This window comes from Burkholderia sp. KL41 (assembly GCF_057005415.2).
In genome coordinates, this window is the sequence record NZ_CM189268.1 from 112,045 (window position 1) to 128,963 (window position 16,919).

The following is a 16,919-nucleotide window of genomic DNA, read 5'->3' on the forward strand; positions in this document are numbered from 1 at the left end:
TGCATTGCGTGTGCGGGAATGACCGATGCCGTCGATGAATCCGGCTCGTGGCCGGTCGGCGCGAAGGCTTGTACGCCGGGCCTTTCGACCGCGCGCCCATGGCGCGTTACGTGTCGGACTCGGCGCCGGCGCGCGGCGGGTGCCCGGTCCAGCGTCGATACGCATGGCGGAAGCTGCGCGGCTCGCTGTAGCCGAGACGTTCCGCAATGGCCGCGACCGTCAGCTCCGGATCGTCGAGCATCCGCACCGCCTCGTCGCGGCGCACGTCGTCGAGCAGCGACTGGAACGTGAGGCCGTCCTTGTCGAGCCGACGGCGCAGAGTGCGCTCCGTGAGGTGCAGCGCGTTCGCGAGCGACGTCATCGACTTGAAACGCGCGAGGTCGCGCGCCATCAGCTCCTTCGCGCGATCGGCGAAACGCGTGCCGACCGACGCGGCCCACTGTCGTTCGAGCGCCTCGCACTGGCCGTGCAGCGCATTGAAGCTGACTTCGTTCGCGAGCAGCGGCATCTCGGTGCCGTTCACGGACGTGAACACGAGCCGGTTGTCACCGGCATTGAACGCGACCTTGCAGCCGAAGTGGCGCGTGTAGTCGGCCGCGTTGCGCGGCGTGCGGCGCGCGAGCTGTACCTGCGCGGGCCAGACCGGCTTGCCGACGAGGTCGGACACGATCAGGCGCAGGCTCGACAGGCACATGTCGACCTGGAACACCTCGAGATCGGGCTCGCCGTTGTAGCGGCTGATGGTCACGCTCATGCCGTCCGCATGCGCATCGATACGCACGTCGAAATACAGGCCCATGAACAGCGGAAACTGGCTCATGCACCGGAATGCCTGCATCACGGAGCCGCTGATCAGCATCGCGTAGCCGGCGAGGCCGAGTGTCGATACGTGCAGCCGCGCGCCGATCGACAGCCCGATCGACGGCACGCCGCTGCGCTGCAGCAGGTTGTGGAAGCAGCGCTGCTCCTGGCCGCGATTCACGTGCAGGTTCGGCGACGCGACTTCGTCCGCGCCGAGCCCCGTGCCTTCGAGCAGCGCGGCACCGTCGATATGCCGCACGCGGCACTCGTCCAGCGCGACCGCGATCGCGTGGACGGTGGCGGGAATGTCCTCCTGGCGTCCGGCCGGGCGTGCGAGGCCGAGCGACGAACGCAGGCTGCGCTCGGCCCGGCTCTGGTTTCGATGAGATCGAGTGTCCATGGTGCTGACGGGGCGACTGGGTCGCGTAGAACATAGCCGGAATGTCCGCAAAACGCCAGTGCGGCACAGCACCATGCATGACGCGCCGGCGCGATACGCGGCGGGGTGTCCGGAAATATCCCCTGATTACGTCCGCATTTCTCATTCGTGGCGGAATTTTTGGCGCACCACACTTTCTTCCAGTCGTGCGCCGCCGGCCGTGCCGGGCGCACGAGTGTTGAAGCCGTGAACGCCACCTACGTGAGGACAGCATGGACAACGACAGCCCCGGTCGATACGCATCGGCCGCCGCGACGCAGGACTTCGCAGCGCACGCGTTTCGCGGCGACGCGGACGAACGCCGCAAGCCGCACCTGCTCGGCCTCGCGACGCTGGTGATCTTCGGCCTCGCGTACATGCTGCCGATGACGGTGTTCACGACCTACGGGCTCGTCACGAGCGAGACGAACGGGCACCTGACGGCCGCGTATGCGGTCACGCTGGTCGCGATGCTGTTCACCGCGCGCAGCTATGGCCACATGGCGCGGCTGATGCCGAGCGCCGGGTCCGCCTATACGTTCGCGAGCCGCAATTTCGGCACGTCGGCCGGCTTCATGGTCGGCTGGGCGCTGCTGATGGACTACCTGTTCATCCCGATGATCAGCTACCTCGCGATCGGCATCTACATGAAGCAGATTTTTCCGATGGTGCCGGCCAGCGTGTGGATCGTCGGGAGCATCGCGCTGATCACCGGGCTGAACATCGTCGGCATCCGCCTCGTCAATCGCGTGAACCTGATCCTCATCGCGAGCCAGCTCGTGTTCATCGCGATCTTCGTCATCGCATCGGCGCGGGTCGCGGCAGGCGAGGGGCTGTCGATGGCCGTCGCGTTGCCGTCGTCGGGCGATGCGCGCGCGATCTTCGCCGGATCCGCGATCCTGTGCCTGTCGTTCCTCGGCTTCGACGCGGTCACCACCCTGTCGGAGGAAACGCGCGAGCCGAAGCGCACGGTGCCGCGCGCGATCCTGCTCTGCACGCTGGCGAGCGGCGTGCTGTTCATGCTGATCGCGTATGTCGGGCAGGTGGTGTTTCCCGACTGGCACGCATTCAAGGATCTCGATTCGGCCAGCCTCGAGCTGATGCGGCGCATCGGCGGCGGCACGCTGTCGGCGTTCTTCGTCGCCGTGTACGTGGCCGGCTGTTTCGCGAGCGCGATGGCCGGGCAGGCGAGCGTGACGCGCGTGCTGTTCGCGATGGGCCGCGACCGGGTGCTGCCCGAACGCGTATTCGGCCACCTGCATGCGCGGCTGCGCACGCCGGTGCGCGCGACGCTCGCGGTCGGCGTCGTGTCGCTGTCCGCGCTGTTCGTCACGCTCGATCTCGCGTCGACGATGATCAGCTTCGGCGCGCTCGTCGCGTTCGCGGTCGTGAACCTGTGCGTGATGCGCAGTTATCTGTGCCGCGCCGAGCATCGCCGCTTCGCGGGCTGGATCACGTTCGGCGTGATGCCGGCGCTCGGCTTCGCGATGAACGTGTGGCTCTGGTCGGGGCTGTCGCGCCAGACGTTCTACGTCGGCATCGGCTGGCTCGTGCTCGGGCTCTGCCAGCTCGCATGGCTGACGCGCGGCTTCACGCGCCCGGCGCCGACGCTGTCGATGAATTGAATGACCGGGCGCGCCGCGCCGGACCTGAAACCCTGAAGGAGGAGTGAACCATGAACGCTGTTGACGTCAATCTCGATGCGGACCTGCAGGCGCTCGGCAAGCGCCACCTGCTGATGCATTTCACGCACGCCGATGCGTATCGCGACCACGCGCTGACCGTGTTCGACCGCGGCGAAGGCTGCTGGCTCGTCGACCGCCACGGCAAGCGCTACTTCGATGCGCTGGCCGGGCTGTACTGCGTGCAGGTCGGCTACAGCCACGGCGCGGAAATCGGCGACGCGATCCGCGAGCAGATGGTGCGGCTGCCGTTCGCCACCAACTGGGGTGTCGGCCACGAGCCGGCGATCACGCTCGCGCACAAGCTCGCGACGCTCGCGCCGGACGGGCTGAACCGCGTGTTCTTCACGTCGAGCGGCTCGGAGTCGAACGAAGCGGCGATCAAGCTGGTGCGCCAGTATCACCAGTCGCGCGGCGAGCCGCAGCGGCGCAAGTTCATCGCGCGGCGCGTCGCGTATCACGGCACGTCGTTCGGCGCGCTCGCGCTGAACGGGATGACGAACTTCCGCAAGCATTTCGAGCCGCTGATGTCGGGCGTGCGCCACGTGGGCAACACGAAACGCTACGGCCGCCCGGCGGGCGAGACGGAAGCGCAGTTCACGCGCCATCTGCTCGACGAGATCGAGTCGCTGATCGTGCAGGAAGGCCCGGATACCGTCGCCGCGATCGTCGTCGAGCCGCTGCAGAACGCGGGCGGCAGCCTGACGCCGCCGGCCGGCTACACGGCCGGGCTGCGCGACATCTGCGACCGGCACGGCGTGCTGCTCGTCGCCGACGAAGTGATCTGCGGGTTCGGCCGGCTCGGCGAATATTTCGGCTCCGCGCGCTACGGGCTGAAGCCGGACGTCATCACGTTCGCGAAGGGCATCGCGTCGGGCTACGTGCCGCTCGGCGGCGTGATCGCGAGCGACGCGGTCGTGGAAACAATCCTCGACGGCCCGCAGCAGATGTTCCTGCACGGCGCGACATACGGCGGCCATCCGGTTGCGTGCACGGCCGCGCTCGCGAACCTCGCGATCATGAAGCGCGAAGGCGTGCTCGAGAACGTCCGACGCAACGAAGCGGTGTTCCGCCAGACCCTCGACGGCCTGCTCGAACTGCCGTGCGTCGGCGACGTGCGCGGCGACGGTTACCACTACTCGCTCGAACTCGTGACCGACAAGGCCGCGCGCCGCTGGGCGGCCGGCATCAGCGCGCAGGCGTTCGTGTCGACGCTGCTCGCGCCCGCGATCTTCGACGCGGGGCTGCTGTGCCGCGCGGGCGTCGATCACGAAGGCACGCCGATCGTGCAGTTCTCGCCGCCGCTCGTGATGTCGCGCGACGAAATCGTGTGGTTCGTCGCGCAGATCCGCGACATTCTCGTCGACACCTTCGCGCGCGCGACGCGCTGAGCGCGACACTGGCACCCGTCACCACAGGAGCATTCGATGCGAACGTCACAACAGTCCTATATCGACGGCCAGTGGCTCGACCCGGCCGATGCGAAGGCGATCGACGTGATCGACCCGAGCACGGCGCGGCCGTATGCGCAGCTCAGGATCGGCGGCGCGGCCGACGTCGACCGTGCGGTGGGCGCGGCCCGGCAGGCCTTCGACACGTATTCGCGCTGGCCGGTGGGCGAGCGCGTCGCGCTGCTGCGGCGCGTGCTCGAGATCTACCAGCGCCGCTACGAGGAGGTCGCGCGGACGATCAGCCAGGAGATGGGCGCACCGATCGCATTCGCGCGCGCGATGCAGGCGGCGGTCGGCACCGCGCACCTCGAGCAGACGATCCGCGCGCTGCAGGCGTTCCGCTTCAGCACGCAGACCGATTCGCTGCTGGTGTCGCACGAGCCGATCGGCGTGTGCGCGCTGATCACGCCATGGAACTGGCCGATCAACCAGATCGTGTGCAAGGTCGCGCCGGCGCTCGCGGCCGGCTGCACGATGGTGCTCAAGCCGAGCGAGATCGCGCCGTTCAGCGCGATCCTGTTCGCGGAGATCCTGCACGAAGCCGGCGTGCCGCCGGGCGTGTTCAACCTCGTGCACGGTTACGGGCACGAAGTGGGCGACGCGCTGTCGCGGCATCCGGACGTCGACATGGTGTCGTTCACCGGTTCGACGCGCGCGGGTGTCGAGGTCGCGAAGGCGGCCGCCGATACCGTGAAGCGCGTGCACCAGGAACTCGGCAGCAAGAGCCCGAACCTGATCCTGCCCGATGCCGACATCGAGGATGCGGTCACGCGCGGTGCGCGCAGTTGCTTCAGCAACAGCGGGCAGTCGTGCAACGCGCCGACGCGGATGTTCGTGCATGTCGACCACCTTGCCGCAGCCGAGGCCGCGGCGCGCAACGAGGCGGCGCGCACCGTCGTCGGCGATCCGCGTTCGACGGAAACGGGCATCGGGCCGGTCGTCAGCCGCACGCAGTTCGATCGCATCCAGCAGCTGATCCAGTGCGGGATCGACGAAGGCGCGACGCTCGTCGCCGGTGGCCCCGGTCGGCCCGACGGGCTCGGCGACGGCTTCTACGTGAAGCCGACGGTGTTCTCCAGCGTCACGCCGGGCATGAGGATCGCGCGCGAGGAGATCTTCGGGCCGGTGCTGTCAATCCTGACCTACCGCACCGAGGACGAGGCGATCGCGCTCGCGAACGATTCGGTCTACGGGCTTGCGGCATACGTGCAGACGAAGGACCTCGAGCGCGCGCGCCGGGTCGCGGCACGGCTGCGGGTCGGCAACGTGCACATCAACTATCCGGCGTGGAACCCGGCCGCGCCGTTCGGCGGCTACAAGCGCTCGGGCAACGGACGCGAGTATGCGGAGTTCGGCCTCGTCGAATATCTGGAGACGAAGGGCACGACGGGGTACGCTTGAGCGACGCGCGCCCCTGCCCCGGTTCGCGACGACAAGCGACGAGCGAGCCGGCGGGCGGCGGCGCGATTCCGGCGACGGCACGCTGCGCGTGCCGCGTCGTTTCATCGTTTCATCGATTGAGGGGAGTTCGACGATGCGGGTGAAGGAGACGGCAGCGGGCCGACGCGATACGGCCGCGAACGCGAAGGGCAGTACACGATGAAGATCCTGATCGCCCGGATGAACCACGAGACGAACACGTTCTCGCCGGTGCCGACGCCGCTCGCCGCGTTCGGCCGCAACGGCCCCGACTGGGGCGATGATGCGTATCGCGCGAATCGCGGGATGCGCACCGCAATGGCCGCGTTCCTCGACGCGGCCGAGCGTGAAGGCGCCGGGATCGTCACGCCCGTATCGGCGGCCGCGAACCCGAGCGGGCCGGTCGCGGCCGACGCGTATGCGGCGATCTGCGATGCGATCGTCGCGGCCGCGCCGGGTTGCGATGCCGTGATGCTCGACCTGCACGGTGCGATGGTCGCCGAGCAGAGCGCGGACGGCGAGGGCGACCTGCTCGAACGCGTGCGCGCGGCGCTGCCCGATGCGCCGATCGCGGTCGCGCTCGACCTGCACGCGAACGTCACGCAGAAGATGGTCGATCACGCGGACGTGATCGTCAGTTTCAAGACCTATCCGCACGTCGACATGTACGAGACGGGCGAGCATGCGGCGCGCGTGCTGCTCGATCGTCTCCACGGTCGAGCGTGGCCCGTGCTCGCATGGCGGCAGCCGCCGCTGATGACGTCGACGTTGCGCAGCGCGAGCGCGGAAGGCGCGATGAAGCGCGCGGTGGAGGCCGCGCGCGCGGCCGAGGCCGACGGGATGCTCGCGGTATCGGTGCTGCCGGGTTTCTCGCTTGCGGACATTCCGGCGCCGTGCATCAGCGTCGTGGTGGTGGCCGACGGCGACCGCGCCGCGGCCGACGCGGCGGCCGAGCGCATCGCTCGGCAGATCTGGGGCGCGCGCGACGAATTCGTCTATCGCAGCGCGCCGCTCGCCGAATCGGTCGCGCAGGCGGCGGCATTCGCGCGCGACGCGGATCGCCCCGTGCTGATGCTCGATCACGGCGACAACTGCATGTCGGGCGGCCCGTGCGACACGATGGACCTGCTCGAGGCCGCGCTCGCGCACGGGCTCGACGGCATCGTCAGCGGGCCGCTGTGCGACCCGCAGGCCGTCGCCGCGCTGATCGACGCGGGCGTCGGCGCGACCGTGACGGTGCCGGTCGGCAACCGCCTGCCGTCGCACGGCGGCGTGCGGCGCGAGCCGTTTCGCGCGACCGGCATTGTGCGTGCGCTCACCGACGGCGAATACGTGATCACGGGGCCGACTTACACGGGCCAGCGCGCGTACATGGGTCGCACGGCCGTGCTCGATATCGGCGCGGCCACGCTCGTCATCACCGAGCGTACGCAGGAGCCGTGGGACCTCGGCGTGTTCGAGAGCGTCGGCGTCGATCCGCGCCGCGCACGCTTCCTGCTGCTGAAATCGCGGATGTATTGCCGGCCGGTGTTCGTGCCGATCGCGGCCGCGCTGGTCGAGTGCGACAGCCGCGGCGTGACGGGCTCGGACTACGGGCTGTTTCACTACGAGCGGCTGGCGCGGCCGGTGTATCCGCTCGATAACGTCGACGAGTGGTCGTCCGGCGCGCGACGGACGGGTTGACCGAAACGAACCGGGTGCGGGACGCCGGATTCGGCGGCTTTCGGGCATCATGCGGTGGTTTGACCCGTCGAGCAGCAGGGTCGAGCCAACCATTGCATCCGCAACCGATCCGGAGAACCGACCGCCATGCATTCGAATCCTTTCCGCCCGCGCAGCGCGCGCCTGCTCGCCGCGCTGACCCTTGCCACGACGGCCGTTGCCGCGCACGCCGCCGACTGGATCGTGTCCGGCAACGACGGCAAGTACCAGCGCGTCGAGGGCCGCGACACCTATCTCGCGTCGCCGCCCGCCGACACGCTGACGCTGCTCGACGCCAGCACGTTCCCGCCGAAGGTCGCGCGGCAGGTCGACGTCGAGAACGGCATCCAGGGGCCGCCGCAGGCCGTCGCGATCACGCCCGACGCGAAGCTCGCGCTTGTCGGCGCGCCGACGCGCTACGACACGGCCGCGAAGCAGCTTGTGTTCGACACGTTCCTGCAGGTCGTGAATCTCGACGCCGCGCCGCCGTCGGTCACGCGCATCGAGCTCGGCACGCATCCGCAGGGGATCGCGATCGACCGCTCGGGCAAGCTCGCGCTCGTCGCGAACGTCGACGGCAGCGTGTCGATCCTTCGCATCGACGGCACGCAGGTGACGCTCGACGGCAGCCTGAAGATCGGCAAGAAGCGGCTGGCCGGGATCAGCTTCACGCACGACGGCAAGCATGCGCTCGTGTCGCTGCGCGACGAGCAGGGCATCGCGGTGCTGAACGTCGACGACGGCAAGGTGACCGACAGCGGGTCGCGCCTGAGCACGGGTGTCGCGCCTTACACGATCGACGTGTCGAGCGACAACCGCTGGGCCGTCGTCAGCAACGTGGGGCTGGCCGGGCTGCCGGGTTATACGGGCACGCTCGCGGGCGATGCCGATTCGGTCGCGCTGATCGACGTGTCGCGCGTGCCGTTCCGCACGGTCCAGTACCTGACGGTGCCGTCGCTGCCGGAAGGCGTCGCGATTTCGCCGGACGGGAAGTGGATCGCCGTGCAGGCGATGGACGGCTCGAACCTGACGGCCGACAATCCGGGCCGCCACAAGATCGGCAAGGTGCTGCTGTTCGAAATCCGTAACGGGCAGGCCGTGAAGGTGAGCGAGGTGCCCGGCGGCGAAGCCGCGCAAGGCATCGTGTTCACCGCGGACAGCCGGCACGTGATCGTGCAGTTCAACGTCGAGCGGCAACTGGCGTTCTATGCGGTGGAAGGTGGCAAGCTGCGCGATACGGGCAAGCGGATCGCGCTGACGGGCGGACCGTCGTCGCTGCGGACGTTGCCGCGCTGACGCGCACGGCATCCGTTCGTCCCGTTCTTCACGTTCATGCGGCGCCCGGGTTCGCCGGGCGCCCGTCAATGCACCTCCCGGTGCGCCGCCGTTGCAACGCAACAAATGGCGGGAATGCATACCCGAAGCTGCTTAACTCTCGATTGTTTAGTTAAACAAACTGAAAATTCGGGAAACTTCTCGTGGTGAATAAACAGTCGTTACGGCACTGTAAGCCCCAGGGAAGGATGTGACGTTCCCGGAGACAGGGCGGTGAGGCGACGGTTGCGTCAGCAACGATCGTCGCGGGGTATTCGCATGTAACGAGCCGGCGTGACGTCGCCTGGAGGGCCAGTCGGCGTCACGCCGCGCGGCATCGATGTGCCGCGCGGGGCCGCAAGCCGCGCGGCGTGCCGGATGAGTACGGCGCCGGAACAATCGTTTTGATTAACGGTACTAAACGAAAAAATGAGACATCCACGACTCTTGCTCGTCGCCGCGCTGACTTGCGCGGCGCTTGCCGCGTGCGGCGGCGACGACGTGAACGGTGTTAAGACGGCCAGCAACGGCGCGGGAGACACGCCGTCGACCGTGCCGCCGACTTCGGACCCCTCCGGGCCGTCGCAGCCCGATCAGCCGGCGCCGCCCAGGCGCACCAACATGCAGCTGACCCGGTTCGTCAACCCGCTCATCGGCACGCAGGTCAACTCGGACTCGGGTTACGCGGGCAACGTGAGCCCGGGCGCGATGGTGCCGTTCGGGATGGTGAATTTCGGGCCCAACACGCCGCGCTACAACTTCAACGGCTCGGGCGGCTACCTGTCGACGGGCGGGGCGGGCGGCACGATCGACTTCTTCAGCGTGACGCACCTGAGCGGTGTCGGGTGCCCGGGGCAGGGCACGGTCGCGATGCTGCCGTCCGATGCGGCGAAGGCGATCGCGTCGGGCGGCCGGCCGACCGGAATCGGGTACAGCTATGCGGATGAAACGGCCGAACCCGGGTACTACAAGGTCCGCCTCGCGAACGGCATCGTCACGGAGCTGAGCGCGACGGCGCGTTCCGGCATCGCGCGCTTCACGTACACGGACAAGGACAAGGGTTTCTTCTCGATCGACGCGAAGCTGAACGGCAACAGCGATTCGGGCAGCACGAAGGTCACCGCCAGCAACGTCGCGCTGGCGCTCGCGAGCGACGGCAGGTCGATGAGCGGGCAGGCCGTCGCGCCGGCGTTCTGCACGCCGTACGGCACGGTGTGGAACGCGCCCGTGTATTTCTACGCGACCTTCGACAAGCCGCTGCGCAAGCAGGCGGGCACGTCGGCGGTGAATACCGTCAGCAACGGTGCGGCGACGTTGCAGTTCGACCTGACCGACGCGGACCGCACCGTCACCGTGAAGGTCGGGGTCTCGTCCGTCAGCATCCAGAATGCGCAGGCCAACCTGAAAGCCGAAGGCGAAAAGCTCGCGTTCGACGACGCGCGCAACAACGCGTCCGGCTTGTGGAACGACCGCCTCAACACGATCCAGATCGACCAGGCCGCCGCGCCCGCATCGCTGAACGAGACGCAGAAGGCGAACCTGACGAAGTTCTACACCGCGCTCTATCGCGTGTTCGGCACGCCGACGCTCTACAGCGACACGAACGGCGAATTCCGCAGCATGCGCCAGCCGAAGAACGCGAGCGGCGGCTATCCGGCGTCGGTCGACCAGACCGGCACCGTTCCGCAGCGCGCGACGGCAAGGGTCGGCGACTACGCATTCCGGCGCACCGACGGATCGCAGGGCGGCGCGGGCAACCACTACACGGGCTTCTCGCTGTGGGATACGTACCGGTCGCAGACGCAGTTGCTGGCGCTGCTCGCGCCAAAGGAAACGAGCGACATGATGCAGTCGCTCGTGGTCGACGGGCTTCAGTGCGGCGCGTTCCCGCACTGGGTCGACGGCAGCGACGATTCGACGCCGATGGCCGGCGACAACGCGCTGAACGTGATCGCCGGCGCGTACAGGTTCGGCGCGACCGATTTCGATCTGGTGTCGGCCGCGCGGCTGACGAAGCAGTCGGTGTTCGATCCGTCGAGCGCATGCAACGACCGCACGAGCGCCGCGGGGCTCGCCAACTTCCTGACGGCCCACTACCTGTCGCAGGGCGACGACGGTCACTCGTCTTCGGCCACCATCGAGCGCGTGCTGAGCGACCGTTCCGCGGCCGCGTTCCTGCAGGCATTGCCCGCCAGCGTACTGAACGCGCCGTCGGTCGGCGTGACGCCCGACAACATCGGCACGCTGTACACGCGGGCCGGGTGGTGGCGCAACATCTTCGACTACACGAACAAGGTGATCGCCGCGCGCAATGCGCCGCCGGCCGGCTCGGCGCCGGGCACGCTGGGGACGCTCGTGCAGGGTTCGTTCCATGAATCGACCGAGCCGAACTACTTCTGGACCTTCGCGCAGGACTGGAGCGCGCTGATCGACGCGATCGGCGGCAAGCAGGCGGCCGTCGCGCGGCTGAACACGCTGTTTGCGATCACGACGCCGTTCTCGACCGTGCCGGCCTCCGGCGACCTGAACGGCGGCGAATCGTCCACCGGCCTGTACATCGGCAACGAACCGTCGTTCCAGTCGCCGTGGGGCTACAACTGGGCCGGGCAGCCGAGCGGTGCGCAGTACATCCTGCCGATCATCATGTCGAAGGCGTTCACGACCGCGCGCGACGGGCTGCCGGGCAACGACGACATGGGGGCGACGTCGAGCTGGTACGTGTGGGCGGCACTCGGCATGTTCCCGGTGATTCCTTCGGAAGCGGGGCTCGCGCTGTCCACGCCGCAGTTCAGCGGGATCACCGTCTGGTTCGGCAACGGCAAGACGCTGCGGCTCGAAAGCGACAAGCAGGTGGCGATGGACGGTGCGGGGCACCCGTCGTTTGCGTATATCCAGTCGCTGAAGGTGAACGGCGCGGACTACGCGGGCTCATGGCTGCCGCTGGGCAAGATCGCCAATGGCGGCACGATGAGCTACACGCTGTCGGCGGCGCCGACGCAATGGGCGGCCGCCGACAACCTGACGCCGCCGTCCGGGCCGAACGCGGACTATACGCAGATGACGGCCGGCAGTCCGTCGACGGTGATGCGCATGCACCGGGCCGGCGCGCAGTGAACGTGACCGGCGCGCGTATGGTCTCGCACCGCACGCGTGCCCGCGACGATGGCGGCATCATCCGGGAGACAACCACATGACGTCGAAAGAACGCCGGACATTCCTGTCGTATGGCGCCGCACTGGTCGGCACGGGCTGGCTCGCCGGCTGCGGTGGCGACATGGATGCGCCCGCCGGTGCGTCCGGCACGCCCGTCGCGCCGGGCGACCCCGAACACAGCCTGCTGGCCGCGCAGGATCTCACGAAGAACTGGACGTTCGCCCCGGCGAGCAGCCTGCCGGGCGCCGGCGGCGCGCAACTGTCGGGCGCGGCCGGCGTGACGGGCATGGCGCCGGCGACGGTGCCCGGCACCGTGCTGAACAGCATGATCGTCAACGGCAAGTATCCCGACCCGTTCTACGGCCGCATCGTCACGGACACCATTCCCGACACGCTGAAGGACACCGACTACTGGTACCGGACGACCTTCACGGCGCCCGCACGGCAGCCGGGGCAGCGGCTGTGGCTGCGCTTCGGCGGCGTCAACTACTGCGCCGAGGTCTGGTTGAACGGCGCGCCCGTCGGCCGGCTCGAAGGTGCGTTCAAGCAGGGGGCATTCGACATCTCGAGGCTGGTGCCGCAAGCGGGCGGCGCGGCCGGTCTCGCGGTGCGCGTCGTCAAGCCGGATTTCTCGGAAGGGCCGCTGCTGCCGAGCTACGCGAGCGGCGTTACGCGCGGCGGGCGCAACGGCGGCCCGACCGGCGTCACGCTGAAGAACGGGCCGACCTTCTTCTGCTCGGCGGGCTGGGACTGGCTGCCGACGATCCCCGATCGCGAACTCGGCATCTGGCAGCCAGTGGCATGGTTCACGACCGGCGCGGTGCGGATCGCGGCGCTCAACGTCGCGCACACGCTGTCCACCGACCTGTCGCGCGCCGAGTTGCGGCTCGATCTCGAACTGGACAACGGCTCCGGCGCGGATCTCGTCGCGACCGTCGTCGGCACCGTCGGCAACGGCGCGCCGTTTCGCCACGACATCGCGATTCCCGCATCGGGTACGACGACGAAGGTGTCGCTCACGTCGTCGGATATAGCAGCGCTTTCGATCAGGCAGCCGAGCCTGTGGTGGCCGAACGGGTATGGCGAACCGAACCTCTACGCGGTGACGGTCGGCATCGAGGTGGCGCGCAGGCGCTCGGACGAGCGCACGCTGAAAGTCGGCCTGCGCCGCATCGAATATGTGCGCGACATCGGCATGGGGCCGCAGTTGAGCATGACGGTCAACGGCCTGCCGATCCTGGTGATGGGCGGCAACTGGGGGCTCGACGAAGCGCTGAAGCGCATTCCGCGCGAACGGCTGTTCAACCAGGTGCGGCTTCATCGCGACGCGAACCTCAACCTGATCCGCAACTGGAACGGGCAGAGCACGAGCGACGATTTCTTCGATGCGTGCGACCGCTACGGGATCCTCGTCTGGCAGGACTTCTTCTTCTCGACCGAAGGCGACGGGTCGGGGCCGGCCAACGTGCCGCGCGATCTCGACAACATCCGCGACGTGATCGCGCGCAACCGCCATCGTCCGTCGATCCTGCTCTGGTGCGGCGGCAACGAAGGTGCGCCGCCGCCGGCACTCGTCAAGGGGCTCGACGCGCTCGTCGCCGAACTCGACCCGCAACGCCTGTGCCTCACGAGTTCGGCCGGCGATACGGGCGCCGGCGCGGTGAACGGCTATTCGTCCGGCGGCCCGTACAACTGGGCCTCGCCGCAGGCGGCATTCAGCCGCGGCTACGGCACGACGTCGATCGCGTTTCACAACGAGGTCGGCTCGCATTCGATCCCGACGCTCGAATGCGTCGAATCGATGCTGCCGCCCGGCTCGTATGAATGCCCGGACGACTTCTGGGCCGATCGCGACATGAACGGCAACGGCGCGTATTACCCGGCGGTCGGCAAGCAGGGCGGCGCCGGCTACATCGCGATGACGGCGCAGCGCTACGGCGCGATCCGCAATCTCGCGGACTTCGTGCGCAAGGCGCAGATGATGAACTACGAATGCATCCGCTCGATCTACGAGGCGAACGCGGCCGTGATGATCGGCCCGGTGGCCGGGAAGATCACGTCGCCGGCCACCGGCGTGATCATGTGGATGACGAACCCCGCGCAACCGAGCTTCGTGTGGCAGATGTACAGCCACGACCTCGACGCGCATGCGTCGTTCTTCGCGGTGCGGCATGGGTGCCGTCGCGTCAATGCGATCCTCGATGCGAATACCGCCGACGTGACGATCGCGAATCACACGGCGACGGCCGTCACCGGCCGCGTCGAGATGCGCGTGTACAACCTCGACGGCACGTCGAGCAGCCGGACTGTCGCGGACGTCGGCGGCGTCGCGAAGGCGTCGTATCGCGTGGTGGCGAACCTGAAGGCGGCGATGGCCGCGGCGAAGTCGGACGTGTGCATCGTGTCGCTCGTGCTGACCGATGCGGGCGGCAATACGCTCGCGGAGAACGTGTACTGGCGACAGCGCGACGGAGGCGACACCGCGTACACGTCGCTCGATACGATGCCGGGCGCGGCGGTTGCCATCGGCGCGGCATCGGCCGAGACCGACGACACGACGACGCGCATCACGGTCGACGTCGCGAACATCGGCACGACGTTCGCGTTGATGACGCACTTGCAGGTATTCGATTCGTCGACCGGTGCGCGCGTGCTGCCCGCGTTCTACAGCGACAACTACCTGAACCTGATGCCGGGCGCGAAGCGGCGGATCACGATCGATTTGCCGCATGCGAGCGGTGCGCCGGTGTCGCGCGCCGCGCTGCGCGTCGACGGGTGGCGGCTCGACCGCCCGAACTGCAGGCTCGGGCTCGGCGGCGTGCCGGTCGTGTTCAACGAGCGCGCGCTGGCAGTCGATCCGGCGGTGCCGACGTTCGGGGCATGCTGAGGGCGGCGTGGGCGTGGGCGTGGGCGTGGGCGCGATGCCGTGCAAGCGGCGGCGAGCCGTTCAAGCGCCGCGTGAAGGCACGCGGCGTTCGTCGCATGCCCGATCGCCGGCGAGCCGTTACGGCTTGAGAAACCTGTCGAGCCAGCGCGGTGTCGCCGCGCGATCGAAGACGACGTGCAACTCGGGGCTGAACGCGCCGTATTCGAGCCCGTGGCGTTGGGCAAGCAGCGTCAGGGACTGCGGCGTGTGAAACGAGATGTGCCCGTTGCGCGGCACGCAGTACCACCACTGCTCGATGCCGCGCTCGATGATCTCCCGGCTGATCAGCGACGTCTGGAACAGCAGCGCGCCGTCGCGTTTCCGGTAACGCATGATCTGGTCGAAGAGGTCGAACGGCGCCGGATGATGCTCGAACACCTCGAACGACAGGATCGTGTCGAACGTGCCTTCGGGCGGAACCGGGTGCGAGAACGGATCGTACGACGTCACGTCCGTGAAGCCGCGCGACGCCAGTTTCCGTTCCAGCAAGCCCAGCCCCGAGCCGAAATCGAGAATCCGGCCTTCCCGCATGTCCGCAAAACTGGTGCAGATCAGGTCGGCATGCTGCTGCGGACGGACCTCGAGATACTCGGGATCGTGGCGCGCATAGTCGGCGTTATAGACATGCTGCGCGAAATCGTCGTGGGTCCAGCTGTCGAACATGGGCGCCCACGTGAAGCCGCATTGCTCGCAAGCATGGTAGTAGACCGGCACGCCCGCATACGGGTCGACTTTCTTCCCGGCAATGAAGTCGGCGCCGCAGCGCGAGAAATCGACCAGCCCGCAGATGGGGGCGCGGGCCGAGCACACCTTGCAGGCGAGGGCGGCCGGGTGGCGGTTCGAACCATGATTCAAATTCCGTTCTCCTGGTTGCCGGCGAGGCGTGCGCGTGACAGACGGTGCGGGAGAGGCTATCACAGTCGCGCCGGCCATCCCGACCGGGCGCGGCCGTGTGGCCGCGTGGCCCTGCGCGCTTACGGACGCAGCAGGTCGAATCCGCCGAACACGACGACACCGCTCAACACGATCATCGCGACGGAGTGCTGGCCGAAGTAGAGAATCGCGGCGGCAAGCCACGTCGTGATGCAGAAGGCGCCGATGCGGGCCATCGTGTGTTCCTCGAATGCGTGATGAAGTGAGCGCGCGCCGGACGGCGTTCGCCGCTTGAAGCGGCGAGCGGGGCACGCAGGCGAACGGAAAAAGCGACCCGCGCAGCCGCGACCGCGGCGTCGGCACGTGCCGCGTGCCGCGCCCGGAAGGGCGGGAGTCGTATAACCGGCGGCGTTGCGCGCTCGTGCGCCGGGGCGACGGGCGCGCGACTTCCGCCGGCGAAGCCGCGATTTTATCAGCGCTGCGGTGCCGCGAATCTGGCCCTTTCGCGACTAAAACCGGCGATCTTCCGCCAAATCTGTCGGGCCCCGCTACTCAAGTTTCGTGTGACGAATGCCGTAAACGAGTTGGAAGGTAATTTCTCCCCCAGCCACGATTCGCTTACCGATACAGGGACCGACACGATGCAGATCGATTTCTCCACGACCACGCGCACCTCGCTGGCGGACGCCAGCCCGGGCGCGAACGCTTCGTCGGCTGCGCCCGCCGCGACGTCATCCTCCGATGGCGCGACGAATGCCGCGGGCGCGACGGGTACGACGAGTACGGCAGGCACTTCCGGCGCGCAGGGCTCGACCGGTGCCGCCGGCGAAACGCTCGGCGCATCGGGCGCGTCGTCCGACGACCCGGCGGTCGCGCAGCTGAAAGCGTTGATCGACCGGTTGCAGAAGCAGCTGGCCACGATCGAGCGCCAGATGGCGAGCGCCGCGCAGCGCGCGAAGGACGACCCGGCCGCGGCGGTCGAACAGCAGTCGCTGAGCGCGGAAGCCGGCGCGATCGCGGGGGCGCTGGCGACCGCGATCTCGCAACTCGCGGCGGCCGTCGAGAAGACGGGCGGCTCGTCGGCGGGCGGGCTGGTGTCGACGCAGGCCTGAGCGGATGCGGCTGCGTCGGCCGCACGCATTACAATCGCAAGCGCGTTTCCCTCGACAGGACGGCAGAAC

The 16,919-nt window shown here is 68.4% G+C and carries 11 protein-coding genes; 8 read left to right on the top strand and 3 right to left on the bottom strand.

The genetic code is table 11. The features are described 5' to 3' along the window. Positions 1–106 precede the first annotated feature (106 nt). Complete coding sequence (locus tag PQB87_RS34575; RefSeq protein ID WP_021160131.1) at positions 107–1,201, bottom strand: AraC family transcriptional regulator; 1,095 nt, start codon at positions 1,199–1,201, stop codon at positions 107–109. A 251-nt stretch (positions 1,202–1,452) separates the two neighbouring features. Here PQB87_RS34575 and PQB87_RS34580 point away from each other — a divergent pair, with 251 nt between their 5' ends. The 7 genes from PQB87_RS34580 (at position 1,453) to PQB87_RS34610 (ending at position 14,826) form a co-directional block, all read left to right on the top strand. Continuing rightward, positions 1,453–2,844, top strand: a complete 1,392-nt coding sequence (locus PQB87_RS34580) for an APC family permease (RefSeq protein ID WP_059620381.1) — start codon at positions 1,453–1,455, stop codon at positions 2,842–2,844. A 50-nt stretch (positions 2,845–2,894) separates the two neighbouring features. After that, positions 2,895–4,292, top strand: coding sequence for an aspartate aminotransferase family protein (locus PQB87_RS34585; RefSeq protein ID WP_489244809.1), 1,398 nt, complete (start codon positions 2,895–2,897; stop codon positions 4,290–4,292). A 36-nt stretch (positions 4,293–4,328) separates the two neighbouring features. Beyond that, the gene (locus tag PQB87_RS34590; RefSeq protein ID WP_489244811.1) at positions 4,329–5,753 is read left to right on the top strand and encodes an aldehyde dehydrogenase family protein; all 1,425 of its coding nucleotides are present in this window, start codon (positions 4,329–4,331) and stop codon (positions 5,751–5,753) included. Between the two features lie 198 nt (positions 5,754–5,951). Beyond that, positions 5,952–7,454, top strand: a complete 1,503-nt coding sequence (locus tag PQB87_RS34595) for a M81 family metallopeptidase (protein WP_489244812.1) — start codon at positions 5,952–5,954, stop codon at positions 7,452–7,454. A gap of 126 nt (positions 7,455–7,580) precedes the next feature. Continuing rightward, the gene (locus PQB87_RS34600; RefSeq protein ID WP_059555150.1) at positions 7,581–8,768 is read left to right on the top strand and encodes a beta-propeller fold lactonase family protein; all 1,188 of its coding nucleotides are present in this window, start codon (positions 7,581–7,583) and stop codon (positions 8,766–8,768) included. Positions 8,769–9,215: 447 nt separating this feature from the next. Continuing rightward, entirely contained in the window at positions 9,216–11,900 is a 2,685-nt protein-coding gene (locus PQB87_RS34605; protein ID WP_489244814.1) for a GH92 family glycosyl hydrolase, read from the top strand. A gap of 76 nt (positions 11,901–11,976) precedes the next feature. Beyond that, positions 11,977–14,826 (top strand): glycoside hydrolase family 2 protein, encoded by a 2,850-nt coding sequence (locus PQB87_RS34610; RefSeq protein ID WP_489244815.1) that lies wholly within the window; start codon positions 11,977–11,979, stop codon positions 14,824–14,826. Between the two features lie 117 nt (positions 14,827–14,943). Here PQB87_RS34610 and PQB87_RS34615 read toward each other — a convergent pair whose 3' ends face one another. Together PQB87_RS34615 and PQB87_RS34620 are read right to left on the bottom strand one after the other, a co-directional pair. Continuing rightward, complete coding sequence (locus PQB87_RS34615; protein ID WP_060064287.1) at positions 14,944–15,720, bottom strand: class I SAM-dependent methyltransferase; 777 nt, start codon at positions 15,718–15,720, stop codon at positions 14,944–14,946. A 119-nt stretch (positions 15,721–15,839) separates the two neighbouring features. Continuing rightward, on the bottom strand, positions 15,840–15,974 hold the full coding sequence (locus PQB87_RS34620; RefSeq protein WP_006767081.1) for a hypothetical protein: 135 nt from the start codon (positions 15,972–15,974) through the stop codon (positions 15,840–15,842). A gap of 405 nt (positions 15,975–16,379) precedes the next feature. Here PQB87_RS34620 and PQB87_RS34625 point away from each other — a divergent pair, with 405 nt between their 5' ends. Then, positions 16,380–16,850, top strand: a complete 471-nt coding sequence (locus tag PQB87_RS34625) for a hypothetical protein (protein ID WP_233344994.1) — start codon at positions 16,380–16,382, stop codon at positions 16,848–16,850. Positions 16,851–16,919: the final 69 nt, after the last annotated feature.

Coding starts and splice junctions, on each gene's coding strand:
- PQB87_RS34580 (WP_059620381.1), top strand. CDS start 1,453: ATGGACAACGACAGCCCCGGTCGATACGCATCGGCCGCCGCGACGCAG.
- PQB87_RS34575 (WP_021160131.1), bottom strand. CDS start 1,201: ATGGACACTCGATCTCATCGAAACCAGAGCCGGGCCGAGCGCAGCCTG.
- PQB87_RS34600 (WP_059555150.1), top strand. CDS start 7,581: ATGCATTCGAATCCTTTCCGCCCGCGCAGCGCGCGCCTGCTCGCCGCG.
- PQB87_RS34625 (WP_233344994.1), top strand. CDS start 16,380: ATGCAGATCGATTTCTCCACGACCACGCGCACCTCGCTGGCGGACGCC.
- PQB87_RS34605 (WP_489244814.1), top strand. CDS start 9,216: ATGAGACATCCACGACTCTTGCTCGTCGCCGCGCTGACTTGCGCGGCG.
- PQB87_RS34595 (WP_489244812.1), top strand. CDS start 5,952: ATGAAGATCCTGATCGCCCGGATGAACCACGAGACGAACACGTTCTCG.
- PQB87_RS34585 (WP_489244809.1), top strand. CDS start 2,895: ATGAACGCTGTTGACGTCAATCTCGATGCGGACCTGCAGGCGCTCGGC.
- PQB87_RS34620 (WP_006767081.1), bottom strand. CDS start 15,974: ATGGCCCGCATCGGCGCCTTCTGCATCACGACGTGGCTTGCCGCCGCG.
- PQB87_RS34610 (WP_489244815.1), top strand. CDS start 11,977: ATGACGTCGAAAGAACGCCGGACATTCCTGTCGTATGGCGCCGCACTG.
- PQB87_RS34590 (WP_489244811.1), top strand. CDS start 4,329: ATGCGAACGTCACAACAGTCCTATATCGACGGCCAGTGGCTCGACCCG.